Annotated in this window: 16 protein-coding genes; 9 read left to right on the top strand and 7 right to left on the bottom strand. The window is 47.3% G+C overall.

Going from position 1 to position 22,116, the window contains the following annotated elements; genetic code table 11:
• The first annotated feature begins 138 nt into the window (after positions 1-138).
• Positions 139-2,091, top strand: coding sequence for a S9 family peptidase (locus tag HCJ96_RS12500; protein ID WP_169211398.1), 1,953 nt, complete (start codon positions 139-141; stop codon positions 2,089-2,091).
• A 238-nt stretch (positions 2,092-2,329) separates the two neighbouring features.
• A complete protein-coding gene (gene htpX, locus HCJ96_RS12505) occupies positions 2,330-3,196 on the top strand; it encodes a protease HtpX (RefSeq protein WP_169211399.1) in 867 nt (288 codons plus the stop codon).
• 16 nt (positions 3,197-3,212) lie between these two features.
• Here the strand turns inward: htpX and ylqF are convergent, their stop codons facing one another.
• Together ylqF and glpD are read right to left on the bottom strand one after the other, a co-directional pair.
• On the bottom strand, positions 3,213-4,217 hold the full coding sequence (gene ylqF / locus HCJ96_RS12510; RefSeq protein WP_169211400.1) for a ribosome biogenesis GTPase YlqF: 1,005 nt from the start codon (positions 4,215-4,217) through the stop codon (positions 3,213-3,215).
• A gap of 59 nt (positions 4,218-4,276) precedes the next feature.
• Positions 4,277-5,770, bottom strand: coding sequence for a glycerol-3-phosphate dehydrogenase (gene glpD / locus HCJ96_RS12515; RefSeq protein ID WP_169211401.1), 1,494 nt, complete (start codon positions 5,768-5,770; stop codon positions 4,277-4,279).
• 181 nt (positions 5,771-5,951) lie between these two features.
• On the opposite strand from glpD, the gene glpK reads away from it, so the two are divergent.
• Both glpK and HCJ96_RS12525 read left to right on the top strand, forming a co-directional pair.
• Positions 5,952-7,433 (top strand): glycerol kinase GlpK, encoded by a 1,482-nt coding sequence (gene glpK / locus HCJ96_RS12520; protein ID WP_425483742.1) that lies wholly within the window; start codon positions 5,952-5,954, stop codon positions 7,431-7,433.
• Between the two features lie 139 nt (positions 7,434-7,572).
• Positions 7,573-7,992 (top strand): hypothetical protein, encoded by a 420-nt coding sequence (locus HCJ96_RS12525; RefSeq protein WP_169211402.1) that lies wholly within the window; start codon positions 7,573-7,575, stop codon positions 7,990-7,992.
• A gap of 61 nt (positions 7,993-8,053) precedes the next feature.
• Here the strand turns inward: HCJ96_RS12525 and gpmA are convergent, their stop codons facing one another.
• The gene (gpmA, locus tag HCJ96_RS12530; protein WP_169211403.1) at positions 8,054-8,803 is read right to left on the bottom strand and encodes a 2,3-diphosphoglycerate-dependent phosphoglycerate mutase; all 750 of its coding nucleotides are present in this window, start codon (positions 8,801-8,803) and stop codon (positions 8,054-8,056) included.
• A 467-nt stretch (positions 8,804-9,270) separates the two neighbouring features.
• On the opposite strand from gpmA, the gene nhaA reads away from it, so the two are divergent.
• From nhaA to HCJ96_RS12545, 3 genes are all read left to right on the top strand, one after another.
• Positions 9,271-10,467, top strand: a complete 1,197-nt coding sequence (gene nhaA, locus HCJ96_RS12535) for a Na+/H+ antiporter NhaA (RefSeq protein ID WP_169211404.1) — start codon at positions 9,271-9,273, stop codon at positions 10,465-10,467.
• 68 nt (positions 10,468-10,535) lie between these two features.
• Positions 10,536-12,611, top strand: coding sequence for a TonB-dependent receptor family protein (locus HCJ96_RS12540; RefSeq protein WP_246261359.1), 2,076 nt, complete (start codon positions 10,536-10,538; stop codon positions 12,609-12,611).
• Positions 12,612-12,644: 33 nt separating this feature from the next.
• On the top strand, positions 12,645-13,937 hold the full coding sequence (locus tag HCJ96_RS12545) for an NAD(P)/FAD-dependent oxidoreductase (RefSeq protein ID WP_169211405.1): 1,293 nt from the start codon (positions 12,645-12,647) through the stop codon (positions 13,935-13,937).
• A 166-nt stretch (positions 13,938-14,103) separates the two neighbouring features.
• On the opposite strand, the gene HCJ96_RS12550 is transcribed toward HCJ96_RS12545, so the two are convergent.
• Positions 14,104-14,670, bottom strand: a complete 567-nt coding sequence (locus tag HCJ96_RS12550) for a YceI family protein (RefSeq protein WP_169211406.1) — start codon at positions 14,668-14,670, stop codon at positions 14,104-14,106.
• A gap of 13 nt (positions 14,671-14,683) precedes the next feature.
• Positions 14,684-15,229, bottom strand: coding sequence for a cytochrome b (locus tag HCJ96_RS12555; RefSeq protein WP_169211407.1), 546 nt, complete (start codon positions 15,227-15,229; stop codon positions 14,684-14,686).
• Positions 15,230-15,621: 392 nt separating this feature from the next.
• Between HCJ96_RS12555 and HCJ96_RS12560 the strand changes: the two genes are divergently transcribed.
• Complete coding sequence (locus tag HCJ96_RS12560) at positions 15,622-16,047, top strand: antitoxin Xre/MbcA/ParS toxin-binding domain-containing protein (protein WP_169211408.1); 426 nt, start codon at positions 15,622-15,624, stop codon at positions 16,045-16,047.
• Here HCJ96_RS12560 and HCJ96_RS12565 read toward each other — a convergent pair whose 3' ends face one another.
• Together HCJ96_RS12565 and HCJ96_RS12570 are read right to left on the bottom strand one after the other, a co-directional pair.
• Complete coding sequence (locus tag HCJ96_RS12565; protein ID WP_169211409.1) at positions 16,048-16,560, bottom strand: GNAT family N-acetyltransferase; 513 nt, start codon at positions 16,558-16,560, stop codon at positions 16,048-16,050.
• A 138-nt stretch (positions 16,561-16,698) separates the two neighbouring features.
• Entirely contained in the window at positions 16,699-21,192 is a 4,494-nt protein-coding gene (locus tag HCJ96_RS12570) for a PAS domain-containing protein (RefSeq protein WP_169211410.1), read from the bottom strand.
• 207 nt (positions 21,193-21,399) lie between these two features.
• On the opposite strand from HCJ96_RS12570, the gene HCJ96_RS12575 reads away from it, so the two are divergent.
• A complete protein-coding gene (locus HCJ96_RS12575) occupies positions 21,400-21,933 on the top strand; it encodes a CC0125/CC1285 family lipoprotein (RefSeq protein ID WP_343034715.1) in 534 nt (177 codons plus the stop codon).
• Positions 21,934-22,116 lie beyond the last annotated feature (183 nt).

The following is a 22,116-nucleotide window of genomic DNA, read 5'->3' on the forward strand; positions in this document are numbered from 1 at the left end:
CGGTAGACGCCACTGCGATTTGCAATGCTTCTGCAATTAATCTAACGGTTTGTTACAAGTTACTCACCACATCCAACTTGCCTAATCTTAGTCTGTCATCAACACTAGTAAGCGTTTGAATAAAAATGGAATTATTGTATGAAACTAACAAGTACCCTAATCGCACTGTCGCTAATGACCCTGTTTGCGCAGGCTGCAGAAGAACGTACCGTCAATAATGGCAATCTGGTTTTGCAAAACATCCCTGAAATACCAGAGCAAGTCGTCGACGACTTAAATCAGTATCAGAATATTCGCTCGGCACCGTTTGAAGCATTCAGCCATGATGGTGAAAGCGTATTTATCACTACTCGATTTGGTGATGTAGGGCAAATTCACCGTGTTGACATGCCAGCAGGTGCACGTCACCAGCTCACCTTCTTTAAAGAACCGATTGGTTCAGTCGAGCGGCAGCCAAAAACGGATAACCTTGCCTTCACCATGGATGCCGGAGGGAGCGAGTTTTCCCAAATCTTTTTACTTGACCCCGATTCCGGCAAGAGCACCATGCTGACCGATGGTAAGTCGCGTAACGGCGTGATCAGCTGGAGCGATTCAGGCAAGTGGCTGGCCTATCAGAGCACCGAACGCAATGGCAGTGCCAATGATATATGGGTAATGAACCCGCAAGCGCCTGAAAAACGACGGGTAGTGCTTGAATCAACCGATGGCAGCTGGTGGGGGCCAACTGACTGGAACAAACAGGGTACGTCCATTCTTACCCAGCAGTATATCAGTGCCAGCGACTCGCGAATTTATCTTTTGGATGTCGAAAGCGGCGAAAAAACGCTCATTGATGGTAGCGAGTCAAGTCCATCCGTTAACTTCTCATTGGCCTTCGGCCCACGCGACGAGGGCTATTTCCTTTCCACTAACCAAAAAAGTGAATTTACTCAGCTTGGCTATCGCGATATTAAAAACAATAATTTAAAAATCATCACCGATCAGATCAACTGGGACGTTGAAAGTTTTGCTATCAGTAATAATGGAAAAAGAGCCGCGTTTACCACCAACGAGGACGGTATCAGCAAGCTATATCTGCTTGATACAAACAGTTTCAACTACAAGCCGGTGCAATCCATTCCGGTTGGACTCATTGGCGGCATCACCTTCAGTCCGGATGACAGTAAACTGGCGATGACGCTGAATACGGCGCAAACCCCGAGTGATACTTATGTGTTGAACCTTAACAGCAAGCCCACTGAATACGCTGAATTAACCCGTTGGACACACAGTGAGGTGGGTGGCCTGAACACTGAAAATTTTGTGCTTCCCGAGCTGGTGCGCTACCCCACGTTTGATGACAGAGAAATCCCCGCGTTTGTTTACAAACCTAAGGCGGAAGGACCCCGGCCGGTTATCATTTCGATTCATGGTGGCCCTGAAGGGCAAAGCCGTCCATCGTTTGCAAGTACTTACCAATTATGGATGGATACGCTTGGAGCGGCGGTTGTGGTGCCTAATGTGCGCGGCTCGTCAGGTTACGGTAAAGAATATATCAATCTGGATAATGGATTTAAGCGTGAGGATTCGGTTAAAGATATTGGCGCACTGTTAGACTGGATTGCGACGCAACCGGATTTAGATGAAAACAGGGTAGCCGTTTTTGGTGGCAGTTACGGTGGTTATATGGTGTTGGCCAGCGCGGTGCACTATAGCGACCGACTTAGTGCGGCAGTAGACATTGTCGGCATTTCCAATTTTGTGACGTTCCTGAAAAATACCGAAGATTATCGTCGTGATCTGCGTCGGGTTGAGTATGGCGATGAGCGCGATCAAAAAATGCATGATTTCCTGCAGAAAATCAGTCCCAGCAATAATGTAGATAAAATCAATGTTCCCATGTTTGTGATCCAGGGGGAAAACGATCCGCGCGTCCCCGTCAGTGAGGCAGAGCAAATTGTGAAAGCGCTGCGCGACGAGGGTAAACAAGTGTGGTACATGAATGCGTTAAATGAAGGGCATGGTTACCGCAAAAAGGAAAATCGCGATGTTTATCAGCAAGCTGTAGTCATGTTCTTTGAGGAGCATTTGGTAAACGCGCAACCATAATACCCAGTTCGTGTCATGCCCTTTCTGCTGGTGCTACCCAGAAGGGGCATAATAATGATAACAATTCATCCCCTCTGGGTATGGCACCGACCGGGTGCAGCACTTCTGATTTAATCATGTGACATCCAGCTTTTCCCAAAATATTTGCTGCTGATAAGCCACAATTTTCGCTGACACTATTGCGCTTTTCGCTTACTGTATCCATATTATCGCCGTGAACGCACTTTAGGAATTATTCATGTTACGCATCGCACTTTTTATCGGCACGAACATTGCCATCATGGCATTACTCAGTATTACCTTTAGCCTTTTTGGTATACAGGGGTTATTGGCACAAAATGGTGTGGATTTAGACTTAACCGCATTGCTTATTTACGCTGCGGTAATTGGCTTTAGTGGTGCTTTTATATCGCTTTTTTTATCTAAGTTTATGGCGAAAAAAAGCATGGGTGTTCAGATCATTGAACAACCCGCCAATGCCACTGAGCAATGGTTGGTACGTACGGTTCAACGTCAGGCGAAGCAGGCGGGTATTGGCATGCCCGAGGTGGGGATTTTTGACCATCCCTCGTTAAATGCATTTGCCACCGGTTGGAACAAAAACGATGCGTTGGTTGCTGTCAGCACCGGGCTTCTGCGAGGAATGAATGAGCGCGAAGTAGAAGCGGTGCTTGCTCACGAAGTCAGTCACGTCGCCAACGGCGATATGGTAACCATGTCGCTATTGCAGGGGGTGGTGAATACGTTCGTGGTGTTTTTATCGCGCATCATAGGCCATGTGGTTGATCGGGTTGTGTTCAAAGTAGAACGCGGTCACGGCCCGGCATTTTGGATTGTGTCGATTATTGCCGAGGTGGTATTAGGCATTCTGGCAATGATGATCGTGATGTGGTTTTCCCGTCACCGGGAATACAGAGCAGATGCGGGGGGCGCGGCGTTGACCAGCAAACAGGATATGGCCGCCGCGTTAATGCGACTGAAACAAAACCAGAACTCGCCGCAATTGCCGGATGAAATGGCGGCATTTGCCATCAGTGCAGGCAAAGTTCAGGCGTTATTCTCAAGCCATCCGCCATTGGAAAAACGTATCGAGGCATTGCGTTAAGTGCGCTTGCACTTGCTCAGTCAGGGCGTTTTTTCATCCGTTGACTTTGCGCCTCACGTTTTGCGGTGCGTTTCTCTTTCCGGTCTTGTTTATCCGGGGTAAGAGAACCTTCTTTGAATTTTTGCTTACGCTTTGCTTTAGCGGCCGCCTTTCTGGCTGCCGCTTCTGCCATCTCAACTTTTTCCCTCTCCAGCATCTGCGGCGTTTCCAGGCTGATTCGACCTAATTTGCCAGACTGCAATTCGTTAAGCAGCACCTCGCAGATTTTGTGCAGGTTTACACGACCTCCTGCCATAATTGCGCCACGCTTTTTCGCGGCAGCTTCAAGAAACTCTATTTCGGTAGCTGGCAGTTCATCCAGTTTATAGCGTTCCTGCATACGCTCAGGATACGCCTTGATTAAATAATCAGCGGCAAAAAATCCTACATCGTCATATTCCATCGCGGTGTTTTTTACCGCGCCTGAGGAGGCCAAACGGTAAATTGAATGAGGGTTTTCCAATTTAGGCCACAGTACGCCCGGGGTGTCGAATAACACAATCCTGCTACCTAAATTTATGCGTTGTTGGCTTTTTGTCACCGCGGGTTCGTTACCGGTTTTGGCAATCGTGCGTTCCGCCAGAATATTGATCAAGGTGGACTTGCCCACATTAGGGATCCCCGTGATCATTGCATTAATGTGCTTGGCTGAAGCTTCTTTTTGTGCGCAAATAGCACGGATCAAGTTGATAATTTGCTTACTGTTTGTCGGGTTATCACTGGAGGTGGTGATGGTTTTTACGTTGCGCTCAGTTTCCAGATATGCCTGCCAGTTGGCGGTAATCTCAGGATCGGCAAGGTCAAATTTATTCAGAATTTTGATGCACGGTTTGTCGCCACGGATTTTCGCTATTTCAGGGTTTTCGCTTGAGTAGGGGATGCGTGCATCCAGCACTTCAATCAAAATATCCACCTGACTGAGCGACTCTTTTATTTCTTTCAGGGCTTTGTGCATGTGCCCGGGAAACCACTGTAATGCCACCGTAGCGATCCTCACTAATTCAATTTTGCGCTAGTTTACTGCATTTACGCGTGAAAGTATTAATTCATCAGGGTTGAAAGGTAGTGTTGAAGGTGGTTTACCTGTTCTGCTGAGAACAGCAGACCTTTTTTCGTTCGCCGCCATAAAATGTCCTCTACGGTCTGCGCCCATTCTTTGTCATGAAGATAGTCAACTTCTGTCTGATATAAGTTGTGTCCAAAATGCTCGCCTAATGCAGCCATCGATGAGGTATCATCAAGAAACTGTTCGCATAGCCTGCCATAGCGACAGACATATTCACCGCAAAGATCATCGGCGAGCCAAGGGAAGCGCTGTTGGTATTCAGAACGCAGTGCACTCTTGCTATCAAAACTACCGCCTGGCAGCGGGACTGTAGCGGTCCATGCGTGAGTTGCTGCGGGAAAATACCTGGCGAGCTTGTTTACAGCTTGTTCGGCCAGACGCCGGTAAGTAGTAATTTTACCGCCAAATACATTCATCAACACAGCCTCTTCTGTTGAACCCGACAGGGTTAACTTATAACCTCGGGTGACGGCCTGTGCCGACGTGTTTTCTTCCTCCAATAAAGGGCGCACGCCGCTAAAGGTATGCACGATATCAGCGATTGATGTTTGGGTTGTAAAGTAGCGGTTGACGATGCTTAGAAGGTACTTTTTCTCATTATCAGATATTTGCACATCGCCAGGATCGCCATTGAAGTCGACGTCGGTGGTCCCAATTAAAGAAAAGTAGTTTTCATAAGGGATCACAAACACGATGCGCTGATCTTCGTGCTGTAGGATATATGCATGTTCAGCCGAATAGAGTTTAGGCACCACAATGTGGCTGCCTTTTACTAACCGCATCGAATGCGCATTATCCGAGGGTGCGACGTTGTGCAGCGTGGACATCACCCAAGGTCCAGCGGCATTAACAATCGCTCTGGCACGGATAGTCTCAGTCTTACCATGCTGACTTTGGATTTTGGCAAGCCAGTGTTGCTGTTGCTGGTCGGCGTGCAAAAAAGTGGTGCGTGGCCTGATACTGGCTCCCTTGTCCCGCGCAGCTAACGCATTTAAAACCACCAGACGTGCATCATCAACCCAGGCATCTGAATATTCAAAGCAGGTCTTTATATCCGCTGATAATGGCCCGCTGGCATCGCAGTGTATTTTCCGGGATGGCTCCAGTTGATTGCGTTTTGCCAGTCGATCATAAATGAACAGCCCTAACCTGATCAGCCATTGGGGGCGCAAATGCGGTTGGTGGGGTAACCTGAAACGCAGTGGCCGCATAATGTGCGGGGCTTTTTTTAACAAGACTTCGCGTTCTTTTAAAGCAGCGTACACCAGTCTGAATTCGCGCTGTTCCAAATAACGAAGTCCACCATGAATCAGTTTACTGGAAGAAGAAGAGGTAGCGCTACCCAGATCTCCCTGTTCACACAGTACAACCGATAGCCCGCGTCCGGCCGCATCGGCGGCTATCCCAGCCCCATTAATGCCACCACCAATGATCAGTAAATCGGTAACAAAAGGAGTTGTGGACGTCACCTGCTAGCCCTGCGTGGTAAAAAAGGAAATGATGAATACAGCATAATACATCTACCCAATGTCTCCATTGACGATTACTATTAAAGCGTAAAATGTTGCAAAATAATGGGCTCATTGTGTCAGCAGCGCCATGAGTGATAAGTTTTACCCACAGGGTCAATGATTAAAACAAAGGTGTCTGATGCGATACATACTTGCTATAGACCAAGGAACAACAAGCTCGCGCAGCATCATCTTTTCCGAGTCAGGAGAGATCATGGCGATTGCACAGAAGGAATTTGCGCAGTCCTATCCGCAAGATGGCTGGGTCGAACACAGCGCTGACGATATTTGGCATAGCGTGCTTGAAACGCTGCAAAAAGTATTTGAAAAATGCGCGCTTACTCCTGCTGGCATCACCTCCATCGGCATCACCAATCAGCGCGAAACCACGCTGATATGGAACAAGTCAACTGGCAAAGCCATTTATCCTGCCATCGTCTGGCAAGACAGACGCACTGCCGAACAGTGCCGGCAATTGAGCGCTGACCCTGAACGGGTAGACTATGTTAAAAAGACCACCGGATTACTCATCGACCCCTATTTTTCGGCGACCAAAGTCAATTGGATCCTGAATAACGTTGAAGGTGCGAAAGCCGCCGCCGAAAATGGTGAGCTGCTCTTCGGTACCGTAGATTGCTATCTTATCTGGCGGTTAACCGGTGGTCAGCAGCATGTCACCGACGCCACCAATGCATCGCGTACCATGTTGTTTAATATCCATTCGCAGCAATGGGACAAAAAATTACTGGATTTATTTGCTATACCCGAATGTATGCTTCCTGAGGTAAAGGATTGCGCGGCAGACTTCGGTCAACTGGACACTGCTTTGCTTGGCAGGGCGATCCCTATTCAGGGGGTTGCCGGCGATCAACAGGCAGCGCTTATAGGGCAAACCTGTTTTGAAAAAGGCATGGCGAAAAGCACTTATGGCACCGGCTGTTTTATGATCCTCAATACTGGCGATGAACCCCTGGTATCAGAAAACAGATTGCTGGCGACCGTGGCCTACCGTCTGAACGGCAAGGTCACATATGGTCTGGAAGGCAGTATTTTTATGGCGGGGGCCACAGTACAGTGGTTACGTGACGGTCTGAAACTAATTGATAATGCAGAAGAAACAGAAGCGCTTGCGCAGCGGGCACGTCGTAACAATGGGGTATTTCTGGTTCCTGCTTTTACCGGGCTGGGTGCCCCTTACTGGGATCCGGACGCGAGGGGCGCAATTCTAGGGCTGACCCGGGATACAGGCATCAGTGAAATTGTGGCCGCGGGTTTACAGTCGGTTTGCTATCAGACTAAAGATCTGCAAAAAGCCATGGAAAGTGATGGAGCACGTCCGTGCACACTGCGGGTAGATGGTGGCATGGCGAACAACGACTGGGTGATGGGCTTTCTGGCCGATATTCTCGGCGCCCAGGTGCAACGTCCGGTAATTACCGAAACCACCGCGCTGGGGGCTGCTTATCTGGCCGGTCTGCAAGCCGGTATCTACACATCGCTTGCGGAGCTCGCGGGCAAATGGCAAGTAGAAAGGACATTTACTCCACGCATGACCAAAGCGCAGCGAAACGAGGCGTATTGCAACTGGAAGGAAGCGGTCTCACGCATACGTTCTCATTGATGCTCAGTGAGTTAACAAAAATTTTAGATTAAATTTTAAAGTAAAAAAAGAACCGAACTATTCATTCTTCTGTACGTTAATTCATCACTGGACAAGATTGTTGCTAGTGAAATAAAAAACATCACGTAAGGAGATGAAAATGGTAAGACATTTGTTAGTGGTTGTTTTAGTGGGATGGCTAGCAGGTTGTGTCGTGCACAGCCATGATGATTGGGATGGCATGAGTCAAACTGAGATCGCGTCATGGAGAGCGGCAGGGTTTACTGCTGAGCAGGCTCAGGACTGGCGTGCTGCTGGGTTTACCGTTCCACAAGCCCAGGCATGGAACACGGGTACATTTACCGTGGTAGAAGCGCGTGAATGGCAACAAGCAGGTTACATGGCAACTGATGCAGCTCAATGGCGTGCGGCAGGTTTGACATACCGAGAAGCAGCGGAATGGCGTTCACATCAGTTCACTCCGTTAGAAGCGCGTAAGTGGATTGAAACCGGTTACAGTTTATCTGAAGCTATTGAACAGCGGGCAAATGGATTAGAACCCATCGACCGTTCGTATTAACAATGGTGAGACGATTGAAAAGCACAGGTAAACACCTGTGCTTTTTTTTGCGGTAAGTCTGCTATTTTTTCGCACTACCCTGTTTCGCCACCGCATCCATCATGGCTTTAATTTTTTCCGGATCACCTAAGTACTCTTTGGAAATCGGTTTTAAGTTTTTATCCAGTTCATAAACCAAGGGGACACCCGTTGGAATGTTTAAACCAAGCACTTCTTCTTCTGACATGCCATCTAAATATTTGACCAACGCACGCAGACTATTGCCGTGAGCAGCAATGATGATGTTTTCACCGCGTTGAATAGCCGGGCGAATTTCATCATGCCAGTAAGGTAAAACCCGCTCAATCGTTAATGCAAGGCTCTCACCGCGTGGCAAAATGGCCGGGTCGATGTGGCGGTAGCGACGATCATGGCCGGGAAAATATTCATCGTTTGTGTCTACGAACGGAGGCGGTACATCGAAGCTTCTGCGCCAGATTTTTACTTGCTCATCCCCATGTTTGGCCGCAGTCTCGGCTTTATCCAAACCTGTAAGCGCGCCGTAGTGACGTTCATTTAAACGCCAGTTACGCTTAACCGGAATATAATGTTGGCCCATCTCATCCAGTGCAAGATTCAGCGTCTTAATTGCTCGCAAAAGCACTGACGTGTAAGCAGTGTCGAATTCAAAGCCAGCATCTTTTAACATCTGTCCGGCGTTTTTAGCCTGGGCGACACCTGTTTCAGTCAGGTCGACGTCGTGCCAACCTGTGAAGCGGTTTTCAAGATTCCATTGACTTTCTCCATGACGGATAAGTACCAGTTTATACATTTGCGTTACCTTATCTAATGGTTTGCGAATTGCTGGGGCACTAATCATCCTTGATATACGATGAAAAATCCAGCGCAGCTGTGCCATCCACAAAGATTAAATAAAGTTTATGCTCGAACCGTGATGTGCTGACAACGTATACATAGAGGGTAATTCTGTTTAATTCGGAGATGTAAAAATGGACAGATGGATAGATGACTTCAAACCTAGACAACGTAAAGTAAAAAAGGCCCTTAAGAAGCTGTTAAATCTTACTGAAGAGGAAAAGAAGCGCTACCACACGCTTCCACGGGGCGTTAGGTCAGATGCGGTATTTACTACGCGAAGACCTTCTCATTAGATAACGTGTGAGCTTAGGCCATTATTTACCACTGATTAACCTCGGTTCTCGTCTTTATTTTATTAAACCCCGTTGAAATTTATAGTAATCTAGCGGCAAAACGCAGGTAACTAAATTTCAGTATTAAATGTATAACTCTAAAGAATCCTTCATTCAGTCTTTTTTTAAATTGCAGTCCGCCGGCGGTATTCTGCTCTTTATAGCAGCATTGTTCGCCATCCTCATTGCTAACTCACCACTGTCAGGGTATTACGACATGTTTTTGTCGACGCCCGTTGAAGTAAGGGTTGGTGCATTAGAAATTGCTAAGCCCATGCTGTTGTGGATTAACGATGGCTTGATGGCGATCTTTTTCTTTCTGGTCGGATTGGAACTCAAGCGCGAACTTGTTGAAGGCGAGCTGGCTGACAAGCGCAACATTATCCTACCCGGGGCGGGAGCAATCGGGGGAATGCTGGTCCCTGCACTCATTTACGCGTATTTCAACTATGACGACCCGGTTGCAATTAAAGGCTGGGCAATACCGGCCGCAACGGATATTGCGTTTGCGTTAGGTGTATTAATGTTATTGGGCCCCCGAGTGCCGCTGTCAGTAAAGGTTTTTCTAACTTCTCTGGCTATCTTCGATGACATCGGTGCAATTCTTATAATAGCCTTTTTCTACACCTCCAAAATTTCACTGACTGCATTGATTATTGTCGCGGTGTGCGTGCCAATATTAGCCATTCTTAATAAACGAGGTGTGCTGTCAACCAGTCCCTACATTTTGGTAGGCGTCATCATGTGGATCGCAACCTTAAAATCCGGAGTCCATGCAACATTGGCGGGTATCGTGCTGGCGTTGTTCATTCCACTGCGCGGCAAACATACAGATGATTATTCACCACTTAAGTCGCTGGAGCATGACTTGCATTCTGTGGTAGGTTTTTTTGTACTGCCGGTATTTGCATTTGCCAACGCTGGCCTGAATCTACAAGGTATTAGTGTGGAGCAAATCAAACATGGTGTGCCTATTGGGATTACATTGGGTCTGTTTTTAGGTAAGCAAATTGGTATTTTCGGTTTTTGCTGGTTAGCGATTAAAATGGGCTTGGCTTCGTTACCCAAAAGCGTGTCCTGGTTGACCTTATATGGAACGTCAGCGCTGTGTGGTATCGGCTTCACGATGAGTTTGTTTATTGGCTCGCTGGCATTTGAAGAGACCGGAGTTAATTTGTTATTTGACGAAAGACTTGGCATTGTCATCGGTTCAGTTCTTTCAGGGCTGTTGGGCTACTTTATTTTGAAAGTGAGCCTCAGGCAGCCGACAACTAAAGCTCTTTAGTGCTTACAGGCGCTGATCTTATGTGTGATGCGCCTGTATCTACCATCTCGCTTAAACAGAAGTTGCTTATGACGTACATAAAAATTATAACCGTGTCGGGTTTCCTGGCGATGTTCAGCTTTGCACCAACGCTGGTAAACGCCCAGACGACTGATTCTGATATCGAACGCATTACTACAACTTCTCAACGCTATCAGTGGGTAGACTCAACCACCTCCTTCGCCCTGGAGAGCGTAAATGAACAAGCCATAATTGATATTGCCCCTACTCATGTGGAAGAGGCGTTACGGCAAATCGCCGGCGTGGGATTACAGCGAGGCAGTGGTCAGGAATACCTGCCCGCCCTGCGATCTCCGGTGCTAACCGGAGCCGGAGCCTGCGGTGCAGTGCTCACCAGTGAAGATGGAATTCCAATCAGAGCAGCGGGTTTTTGTAATAATAATGAGCTTTTTGAAGCGCACACGGAAATGGCCCAACGGATTGATGTAATTAAAGGTCCGGCGACGGTGGTTTACGGTTCTAATGCGTTACATGGTGTGATCAACGTAGTCACCCCAGACACCACCCGGGGGGCGAAATGGTTAGGCGTGGATGTAGGTTCGTACGGCTACAAAAGAATAAAAGGACGTTACGGCGTTGATCAGGGCGACTCAGGATTAGGAGCAAACGTCAGCATCACCCGCGATAACGGGTTTCGCGACGACGAATCGGTTTATCAGGAAAAAATAAATTTGCGTCACCGTTATGACCTGGCGTCCTTTTCAGTCAATTCAGGTATCACCTATACCCACCTGGATCAACAAACCGCAGGTTACCTAACTGGTGAAGACAGCTACAAGAGCGATGAGTTAATCAATCTGAACGAAAACCCCGAAGCCTATCGATGGGCCAGAGCGCTGAGAGTATGGTCGCAGCTTGAATGGCGCCACAGCAATAACCAACGTTTCACCATAACGCCTTATTACCGTGATCAGGACATGCAGTTCATTATGCACTTTTTACCGGGTAAGCCGCTGGAGTTAAATAGCCAGCAAGGGGGGGGATTGCAATCATTATGGCAATACCGGTCCGATGGATTGAAGGTTGTTGCGGGACTTGATGCTGAATATACCCAAGGAACACTGAAACAGTTTCAGGATGGGCCTACCCTGGGTTCAGATTTTTTAATGGCGACAATCCCGCAAGGCACGCATTACGATTACGAAGTGGATGCACGAATGCTTGCGCCGCTATTTCAGGTGTCCCAGCGCTGGGACAACTGGACAATTGCTGTCGGTGCGCGCTACGAAACGATGACATATGATTATAATACATTGATAGCACCAGGAAGATTAAAAGAAAACGGTGAAGCGTGTGGTTTTGGAGGCTGTCGCTATTCTCGTCCCGCCGATACTAATGTTGATTTCAATCGTTTTTCACCCAAGCTATCGGTTAACTATACCCTGGGTGACAACGTCAACTTCTTTGCCAGTGTGGCTGACGGTTACAGGATGCCGCAGGCGACAGAACTATTTCGTTTGCAACGAGAACAAACGGTTGCCGACCTTTCCCCTGAAAGCGGGGTATTTAGAGAAGTGGGCGCTCACTATTCGGACACTAATCTGTCCTTGGAGCTAGCGTACTACTTGCTTGATAAGGAAAATGTTATTTATCGCGACGATGACTTTTTTAACGTCAGCGATGGCGAAACCCGACACGAAGGCGTTGAGCTTTCACTGCGCTGGCAACTGCACCCGCAGTGGGCAGTTAGCTCCGCAATGACCTACGCAGAACATACTTACACCAGTCAGGCTGAAGGGACGCAAACTTCCATTGTGGGTAATGAAATGGACACTGCGCCCCGACAAATGGCCAATACCCAATTAACCTGGGCGTCGACCTTGCCACTTGAAATTACCCTGGAATGGCAGCATATCAATAAGTACTTTCTTGATGCTGAAAATACGCAGAGCTATCCAGGACACGACATCTTGCACGTGCGCAGCCATTATCAGTTAAACCCGCAAACAACTTTGCATTTTCGCATCTATAATCTGCTCGATACCCGCTATGCTGAGCGCGCTGATTTGACCACCTTCACCGGGCCGCGCTATTTTCCCGGCCAACCCCGTCATTTTCTTCTTTCAGCGGAGTATTCGTGGTGATAACCGGTTTTCAATTAAAAAGAGTAGTTATCCATGAAAAAGATAGTAGTTGTGGGAGGCGGCGCAGGCGGACTCGAACTGGTCACGAAACTGGCTAAATCGTTAGGAAAACAGCAACAAGCTGAAATTATACTGGTAGACAAAAGTCGCACGCATGTGTGGAAACCGTTGCTGCACGAAGTGGCGGCTGGGGTTATCGATAAATATTCTGATGGTGTGGATTATCGTATGCACGCGGTAAAACACCGCTACCGTTTCGAGCTGGGCGAGATGAAAAGCCTGAATGCCGAATTACAGTCAATTACCTTATCAGCACTTAATGATGAAGACGGGCATCAAATTCTGCCGGAGCGGAGTCTGAATTATGACTACCTGATAATGGCACTAGGCAGCAAAAGTAACGACTTCAATACCCCGGGCGTGAAAGAGCATTGTTTTTTCTTAGACTCTCTGGTGCAGGCTGAGCGCTTTCATAAAGCGTTGCTAAATCAGCTGCTAAAAATCAATAATGATGCCACTGATAATCGTGTGTTGCATGTGGCTATTGTAGGCGGCGGAGCCACCGGAACTGAGCTGGCGGCTCAGTTATATCATGTTGCGAATCTTGCACGAGCCTATGGCATGCCTGAAATGTCCTCCAAGCGCATCAAAGTATCCATCATTGAAGCTGACAAACGGATATTACCTGCACTACCTGAACGAATTGCAGACTCGGCGAGAAAAGCGTTGGTCAAGTTAGGCGTCGATGTATTGGAAAATACCCGCGTGGCCAGTGCCTACAAATCGGGTTTTGAAACCGCTGATGGTGAACGACTGAACGCGGATTTGCTGGTGTGGTCAGCAGGAGTGAAAGCCCCTGACTTCTTAACCGCATTAGATATTTTTGAAACCAACCGCGCAAATCAGATTTTGGTGAAGCCCACGTTGCAAAGCACGCGCTTCGATAACATTTTCGCGATAGGTGATTGCTGTGGATTTAAGCAGGAGAATAACAACTGGGTACCTCCCCGGGCTCAGTCTGCGCATCAGATGGCAGCCACCGCAAGTAAGAATCTGCTCAATTTGTTCAAGCAGCGTGAGCTGGAACCATTCTACTATCGTGACTATGGCTCACTGGTGCATTTAAGTCGCTACAGTACAGTGGGAAGTTTGATGGGGGCACTGTCTAATAACAGCATGTTCATTGAGGGGCGGCTCGCAAAAATCGTGTATCTGTCGCTATACAACATGCACCAATTTGCCATTCATGGCTATTTACGCGGCGTGATCGTCCTGCTTAGTCGTAAACTGGGCAATATTGTTGGCATGCGCCTGAAATTACATTGAACAATGTAAGCGTATGGGCCTGATAGTATGTGGTTTTGTGCTTTGACGGGTTACTGAGATGAATAAAAAAGCGCTTCTTTAGCTTGAAAGAAGCGCCTTTATCTTGCTGGTGGATCAAATAAAAGCGGTTTAACGATCAGTCAACCGTACATTTAGATGGCAGATATTACTGTCTCACACCTTCCACGTGCAGCATCAATTCAACTTCGGTTGATGCCGGACCCAGATCATAATCGATGTTAAAGTCCTTTAACGCAATTTTGGTTTCGCCAGCGAAACCTGCGCGGTAGCCACCCCAGGGATCTTTGCCTTCACCAATTTTATGCGCATCTATGGATATTGATTTAGTTACGCCATGTAAGGTCAGATCACCGATAATCGTCATTTGGCCATCACCTTCGTCTGTAACCGTAGTACTGACAAATTTAGCTTCCGGAAATTTTTTCACATTTAAAAAGTCATCGCCACGTAAGTGTTTATCACGTTCTGCGTGATTAGAATCAATACTGTCCGTTTGGATGGTCACATTAACTTTTGACATTTTAGGTTCACCATCTTCGTAGCTGAATTCACCGCTAAAGTCATTAAATCTGCCAACTAACCATGAATACCCTAGATGTTGAATTTTAAAATTGATGGAAGCATGTGCACCCTTAGTGTCAATGACGTATTCAGCCGCGTTGGCGATACTTGCACTGAGTGAAAGTGCTAATGCTAATGCCAGTTTTTTCATTTGTTTCTCCTAATTAAGGTGTTTGTTTCTGACCCAACATACGTCTGAGTGTTGCGTCTTTATCGAAAAAGTGATGCTTTAAAGCGGCCAACGCATGCAGGCTGACCAAACCAATTAACGCCCATGCCACATAAAAATGGATACTCCCGGCGATATCTTCTTGATCATCAATAAGTTCCCCAAGTGAAGGAACGGTGAACCAGTTAAAGACATCAATTGCTCTGCCATCGGCGGTAGAGATGAGGTATCCACTTAAAAATAGCGTAAACAGCAGCAGGTAAATAAACAGATGAGCCAGGCTGGCCACACGCTGTTCAAGTTTACTTCCGAACTTCTGTGGACGGCGGCCAACCAGTCGCCATACCACCCTGAAAAGGGTTAATGCAGCCAACAACAATCCAATGCTTTTGTGCCAGTGAGGCGCGGTTTTGTACCAATCGCTGTAGTAATTCAGGTCTACCATCCACAAACCTGCTGCGAACATGCTGAATACGGTCAGGGCAGTTAACCAGTGAATTGTGATCAGTAACCATCCCCACCCTGAAGATGTGTGTTTCAATGAGTTCTCCCCGTGCCGTTTCCTGCTGTTATCTTACAATAGTAGAAAATTGCTAGCATAAACAACTCATTAAATTGAGTTTATGGTTCTGAAAAATAGAATGTTAGACCGACAGGAATTTAATTCCCGCCGCTATTGAAAATTTTTCTTATATATTCACGTTAAAGATGAACATAGTGAGGTGCTCAAGTTATCCACACATAGGGTAGCTCGCCATCGTAATTTGTTAACGAACTGTAAACGCAGCCCGCTGCAATCATGCAATAGAGGCTTAACAGTGGTATGAATTTTACACAAAAACGTTAACACTTTGTAAGATTACAACAATTTTGGAACGAATCTGGCTAAAGCTTTTCCTATGTATCAGTTGCAAGCATGAGAAGGTAGCTCTAATGACAATCGCACATTACCAACCCGCAGTGATTATGAAAGCGTTTACCTGGGCATATGAGGAGCTGGGGTTAACACCCTATGAAGCTTCGGTTATGTTAGGCGTCAGTGAGCGTGGCCTGTTACAAACGGCACTGGTTGGGTTTGAAGTTGAATCGAAAGAAGCTGAAATTCAGCTCGCCTTTATTCGTCTTTATCATTTACTGTATGCGTTGTCAGATGGTGACAGTGAAAAAATGGTGATTTGGTTCACCCAGCCCAATTTACATTTAGCCGAGACGCCAAAATTAATGTGTCGTGATATGGCTGGGCTTGTTTGTGTTAATGAGTATCTGGAAGGTATACAAACTGAAACTACCTTGCCCAGTATAGACTTTACCCTCACCAAACAGGCTCCCCAAGCCGCCTTACAGGGTCTGCATAGGTAGCTATGCAGGCCGTGCATCGGGATAAAACCCGGGGTGATAGCTAACCTGGGCTTTTGGGTAATAATGGGAAAATGAGCGTGACAGAAAGTATTCTTTGGGTACCCCCGGTAATGTTAATCCCTCAATAGCTTTGAAGCCAAATTGAGAATAAAAGCCCGGCTCGCCTAGCAGTACGCATCCTTTGGCATTATCTTTTAACCAATTTAATACACTCAGCATCAATTTACTGCCAACGCCTTTTGACTGTGCGTGGGGAGAAACAGCAAGCGGACCGATACCGTACCACCCCGATTGATTGTTTGACAAGGTGACCGGTGAAACCGCAATGAAGCCTATAATTTTACCTTGCTCCTCGGCCACCCGCGAAATGGTCAACGCGCGTTCTGCGCGTAATGCATCAACAATTAAATGTTCAGTATGGCTTGACTGCGAAAGCGGCTTAAAGGCCATTTTAATCACTTCGCGAATAGCAGAAATGTCTTCTGGGTGTTCAGGGCGGATAGTGAGGATCATTGCTGCACAGTTGATTGAAATATAGTGATTTTATACAGATAGCACAGTCAATTAGATATCGTCCACTTTACAATTATTAAATTTATATCACACACAAAAAAGCCCGCGCAATCAGGCGGGCCAGCTATATCAGTAAGCTCAGTCATTCAGATGGCCGTAGATCACTCTCATTGTTTTACTCAGGTTCTGTTGCGCGATGGGCCAGAAAATTGAAATATTATCCAGGTTCCCATGCTCACAATCCGCTTCCAATCGGTTTGCCATGTCATTGAGTGGGGCGGAATTGACCGGGCGAATGATAGAAATCAGTTTACGGATGTTAGCCAGCATCTGACTTCTGTCATCGTTTAACACCGCGTTGTTGGTGTCTTCAACCGCACATTCCAGCTGTGTTAATAATGATTTGAGAGAAACCGCTAAAGAGTCGACCTGCTGGTTAGCCTGTAAGTAAGGTAGTAGGTCGAACCAGACCGATGAGTCTAGTGGCATGTCGAATTTAGCGTAACCGGGAAGTTCTTTGGTTTTAGCAGCGGGACGTTCCTTTTGCTTTTCATGTAACTCTATTTTTTGCGCTTCGACCAAAGCGGACGCTTGCTGTTGCAGTTGAGATTCTTGCTGCTGCAATTTTTGCTGCGCGCCACTCAGTGCCTGCTCTTTCTGGGCCAGCTGAGCTTTGCTGTCGTGCAGACTTTGTTCAAGCGCTGCCAACTGCTGCTGTAAGTCTGACTGGTCCGTGTCGGCACTGGTCATCGATTGTTTTGCTGCGGCACATTCCTGTTCTGCGGATTTAAGTTTTTGTTCCAGCTGCGCTTGTTCAAGTTTAAGTGCGGCTATGCTCTCTTCTCGCTGTTGTAAGGTATCGTGCTGTGACTCGATTTGTTGTTGCAGCTTTTCTTCATTCGCTTGTTTATCAGAAAGTTGGCGCTGTAGCGAGTCGGCGTCGGCTTTAACTTTGCTGAGCTCCTGAGTGAGCTTTTGCTCTTCACTATGTGTCTGCGACACTTTGCTTTCAGCGGAAACCAGATTTGATTGGCTGGTCTGCAATTTCTCCTTCATTTGCGCATTTTCCTGTTTCGCTGACTCCAGGGCTGCAAGCAATTGCGCTTTTTGTGTTTCGATTTCTTCGCGGTGTTTGCGCCACTGCTCGTCACTTCCTTCCATCATTGCCTTTTGCTTCGCTGCACGTTGTGCGACATCGGAAAGTTCTGCTTCCAACTGAGCGAGACGACTTTGTTGTTCCTCTTTCGCACGTTTTTCAGCAGCAACTTGCTGTTGATGGTTCTCAAGTAATCGTTGCGCCTCACTTAATTCAGCGTGTTTGGCTTCCAACGACTTTGCCAGGTCTTGCTGGGTGGTTTCCCACTCTTGAGCATTCAACATGATATTTCGTTGCTGGGCATTCGCCGCTTCCTGCATTTGTTCAAATTCAGCGCGTAAGGTATCTAACGCCTGCTGGTGGCGTGCTTTTTCTGCTTTTTCAGCTTCACTTTCTGCAATCGTATGATGCAGTGCCGCTTCGCTCTCTTTCAGCTGCGACTCTTTGGCTTTAAGTGTTTCCTGCAGTATTTGTTGCTGGCTTTGCCATTCTCGTTGCGCTTCTGCATTGGCAGTTTGTTGCTCCTGTGCTGTTGTCTGCAGCTTGTTGAGTTCTTCTGCTAATTTGTCCAACGCGCTTTGTTTTTGCTCTTTCTCAGCATGCACGACGGCAGATTGTTGTTTCAAATCAGCGAACTCTTGCTTCGATGTGGCCAACTGCGCCTCTTTGGCTTTTAACTCATTTTCAAGTTGCAGTTTGTGCGACTCCATCTCACCTTTACTTTGGTTCGACATTTCTTCAAGCGCCTGCATTTCATGCTGCAGATGATCGATGTGGCGGGCTTTACTTGCCAATTCTGCCTGCGCATGCGCACAACTCTCCTCGAGTGCCCGCCGTTCGTTTTCAGCGATCTCACTTGCCTTGCGCTGGTTGGCTAACTGCTCCCTGAGGGTTTCTTGTACTTGCGCCGAACTGCTTAATTGCGAATTTAGCCCTTGTATCTGGTCGCTGATCTCATGCAGTTGTGAGTCTTTCTCGCCAAGTGACTGTTTAAGTGCGGCGATTTTTTGTTCTGACTGCGCCATGACCCGGGTTTGTTCGTTCTGTGCCAGCTTTAACTTTTCTGATTCAGCGCGGCTTTGCTCTAACTGCTGCTGCGTCTGGCGATACTGTTTTTCACTATATTGCAGTGCATTGGCAATCTGATGGCGCTGAGTTTCCAGACGGCTCACTTTTTCACTGCTGCGCTCCAGCTGTGTTTCCAGCTCTGTGTTAGCCGCTTTCGCTTCATCCAGCCATTGCTGGTGCTGCTTATAATCACCCTGTAGTTTGGCAAAATCTGCGCGAATGTCCTGGTGAGCCTGTTCCAGCGCAGTCAGGGTAGACAATTTATCTGATAGCGTCCCTTGTACTTCGCTCAATTCTGATTGCGTTTGTGCCAGGTTTTCTTCGGTTTGGGTCAAGGTCAAATGTTGTTTCGCCAACGCATCTTTGCTGGTGGAAAGTTCAGCATCTTTTTTTACCACTTCTTGCTGAGCCAGATCGCGTAACTGTTGCGCTTGGGCCCTCGCAGCATTCGCTTCTTTCAGTGCCCGCAAGTCAACCCACAAGCAGATGATGCTGCAAAGTTCCTTGCCCTTAAATACCGGGATGAGGGTAATTTCACAGGGCAGCGCTTTTTGCTGGAACTGGTGATGCCAGGTTAGTGTGACCACCTGACCATGGGCCTTGGCAGCAGTAAACTTATCGCGCAACAGCCTGGCGTTATCGTCAGATTTGTTCAACTCGTTGCTGTATAGCGTGCTACCGATTAATGTACTTTCATCCTCTATTTCAAAAAAAGCACACGCAGCAGCATTCAGGTGGGTAAACGCATCTTGTTCGATTACCGCCATCGGTATGCTGGCGTAATTAAGCAGGCGTTCGAAACGGCTACTCAAGTAACGTTGTTCTTCGCGACCACTTAGCCAGGCGACAAAACGACAGGGCACTTCACTTATTTTGCTGACACTCAATGTCATCTCAAGCGGTCGGCCGTCACTATCAAGCAAGGTTACCGCGGTTTCGGCACAGCGCTCGTGGCGCGCAAGACGAGCAAATACCTGTTCTGCCTGCGTAGAATCTTTAAATAATGCGCTAAAGCGGGTGCCACTGATTGCGGTTACCTCGCTCGCCAGCTGAGTCACCAGCGTCTGATTCACTTCGATAACTTTATACTGGTCATCAAAGATAACGATTCCTGCAGGTGAGCGGTCGACCAGACCGGTTAACCGTGTCTCTGCTACTTTTTGTGCCGCTTTAGCGGCTATTTCGTCCGACTGATTAAGCACAATTGCAATCACCGAAGCTGGCGAGCCGGGATCGGTCACTTTTTGTAAGTGTAGTTTTAAAAACAAGTCGGCTTGCGGGTTGATTGATATCTTGACTGGCACTGAGCCCAGTTCACTTTGATGCGCTTTAACCCATTGGTCATTAACGGTTGGCAGGGTGGCAAAATGTTTGCCTCTAAACTTATTTAAATCTGAACCGATCAATTCACTGAATGCACGATTACCTTCCAGAAACAGACCCTTTTCGTCCACTCGGTAGATGGGAAAAGGTGCCATGCTGGTGGTTTGATGATGTAATTTAAGCGCACCCTGTAACTGTGCCTTCAGGCTTTTTTCAGCTTTTAAATCAACCATGACTAACTGCACAAATGTCGCATTGTCAGTATCGGTCACGGGAATAATAGAACCTAGTATCCGGACCGGGCGTGATGCACTGTGCTCGTTTAAATCGGCAAAAAGTTCAAATTGCTGACACTCTCCCAGGCCCATCAATGCCGAATTTAATGCCTGCCAGCTTTGTTCGGTAAACCAACTGGGCAGATCGTCGACAGTAAATACGGCGCTGTGCTGGGCGTCAATCCAGGTTGCAACAGCAGCATTAATTTCTACCAAATCGCGGGCGTAATCAATGGTAATGATACCTTGTCCGCTGTTTCCCACTTCTCTGGTGAGGTGAGCAAGGTGATGTTGCTGATTATCAATTTTATCCTGAAGGCCGTGAATATCTTCCAGCATCACGACCGCGTGAGCACCCAATGAAGCGTCGACATTCGGGCATATTCTAATTTGGTAAGTACGATCACGGCGCGGCATTCTGCTTTGCAAACGCGTTTCTCTGGCACTGGCCAGGGCATGTTTCAGTGCCTCCTCATCGCATTCGGGCAGTAATGCCAGCAAGTTGTCGTTATAGCTGTGCTGTTGTTTTAAACCAAGCAAATACAGTGCGGTTCTATTGGCAGTTAACAGCGTACCGGACTTGTCGATAAACAACGCACCTGAGGGAAGCGTATCCAACTGCGCCTGCAGTTTGACATTCACACCCTGTACGCGCGCTGCCATCCGTTTGGCGAAAAAGTGTTTTACCCAGAACGTCAGGGTTAACAACGCAAACGCTCCGCTGGTTATCATACCAACGTAAAATGCGAACTGAGGACGTTGTTGAATGGTATTGACAACATCACTGATGGCTGCGTTTGCAGAAAAGGTCAGCAAACAGCTGATGAAGATGATTAACTGCGCGACAAAGCGGCTGGCGCACCCTTTCATATTAATTCCTTCAATACGATGACAAAACGACAATGTCTCTACTATACGAAAAAACTGCTGGAATTTTAGTCTGCTCATTATGAGTAGGTATGAAAAGCAATATCAAACACGCGGTTTTAACGGCCTGGAACAGGTGATTGTGAACTGCGAGTGCGGCTTGACAGTACAAAATGTGAGAACACGTTGTTTAAACAGAAGGAAGAATTAGTGAAAAGACACCATTTCTTGCTGGCGGCCGTGCTGACAACAACGACGCTGTTAGGCTGCGCTGGCAATACAAAAGATTACCGGGAAGCTACGCGCGGTGGGTTTGGCTACACTGAAACAAAGTTAAGTGATACCCAGTATCGCGTACATTTCAAAGCACGTGGAACCGATCGGGCCAAGGCAATGGACTACGCAATGTTGAGAGCGGCCGAAGTAACAATTTTGAACGACTTCGACTGGTTTGTGGTCACTGACAGAGAAACGCTGGTGGATAAAGAGCGCGTAGAGACAGGTCCACAATTTGGCTTTCAGCAACGCTATTCGCGCGTCACTGAGTGTGGTGCATTAGGATGCCGTACGACCTTGTACCCATCGTCCCAATTCAACACTGGAATTTTTGTTGGCGGATCTGACCGAAGCGAAATTGAAAGTGTATTAAGTATTGAAGTAGGGCGTGGTGAACAACCACAACGAGAGAATACTTATGATGCACGACAGGTCAGAAACAACTTGATGCCAAAAAAAGTGGAATAAAAAAAACCGTGAAGAGTATGCTCCCCAGCCACTCTTCACGGTCGGATAGGTCCAATGGACGTTCCAAAGGTATTATCATGAAGTTAAAACAGCAAAATCAATCGTTGTTTCTGCTGTAATGCGATGGACTTTACCAAACTATATTCGGGTTAAAAGCATGAAAAATCATACGGTTAAATCAGG

Source organism: Alteromonas ponticola, from assembly GCF_012911815.1.
Classification (GTDB): Bacteria; Pseudomonadota; Gammaproteobacteria; order Enterobacterales; family Alteromonadaceae; genus Alteromonas; species Alteromonas ponticola.

Bases quoted from the DNA above. Each gene is read 5' to 3' on its own strand.
- HCJ96_RS12500 (WP_169211398.1), top strand. From the start codon at position 139: ATGAAACTAACAAGTACCCTAATCGCACTGTCGCTAATGACCCTGTTT.
- HCJ96_RS12570 (WP_169211410.1), bottom strand. From the start codon at position 21,192: ATGAAAGGGTGCGCCAGCCGCTTTGTCGCGCAGTTAATCATCTTCATC.
- HCJ96_RS12525 (WP_169211402.1), top strand. From the start codon at position 7,573: ATGGTAAGACATTTGTTAGTGGTTGTTTTAGTGGGATGGCTAGCAGGT.
- HCJ96_RS12545 (WP_169211405.1), top strand. From the start codon at position 12,645: ATGAAAAAGATAGTAGTTGTGGGAGGCGGCGCAGGCGGACTCGAACTG.
- htpX (WP_169211399.1), top strand. From the start codon at position 2,330: ATGTTACGCATCGCACTTTTTATCGGCACGAACATTGCCATCATGGCA.
- glpK (WP_425483742.1), top strand. From the start codon at position 5,952: ATGCGATACATACTTGCTATAGACCAAGGAACAACAAGCTCGCGCAGC.
- nhaA (WP_169211404.1), top strand. From the start codon at position 9,271: ATGTATAACTCTAAAGAATCCTTCATTCAGTCTTTTTTTAAATTGCAG.
- HCJ96_RS12565 (WP_169211409.1), bottom strand. From the start codon at position 16,560: ATGATCCTCACTATCCGCCCTGAACACCCAGAAGACATTTCTGCTATT.
- HCJ96_RS12560 (WP_169211408.1), top strand. From the start codon at position 15,622: ATGACAATCGCACATTACCAACCCGCAGTGATTATGAAAGCGTTTACC.
- gpmA (WP_169211403.1), bottom strand. From the start codon at position 8,803: ATGTATAAACTGGTACTTATCCGTCATGGAGAAAGTCAATGGAATCTT.
- HCJ96_RS12550 (WP_169211406.1), bottom strand. From the start codon at position 14,670: ATGAAAAAACTGGCATTAGCATTAGCACTTTCACTCAGTGCAAGTATC.
- HCJ96_RS12540 (WP_246261359.1), top strand. From the start codon at position 10,536: ATGACGTACATAAAAATTATAACCGTGTCGGGTTTCCTGGCGATGTTC.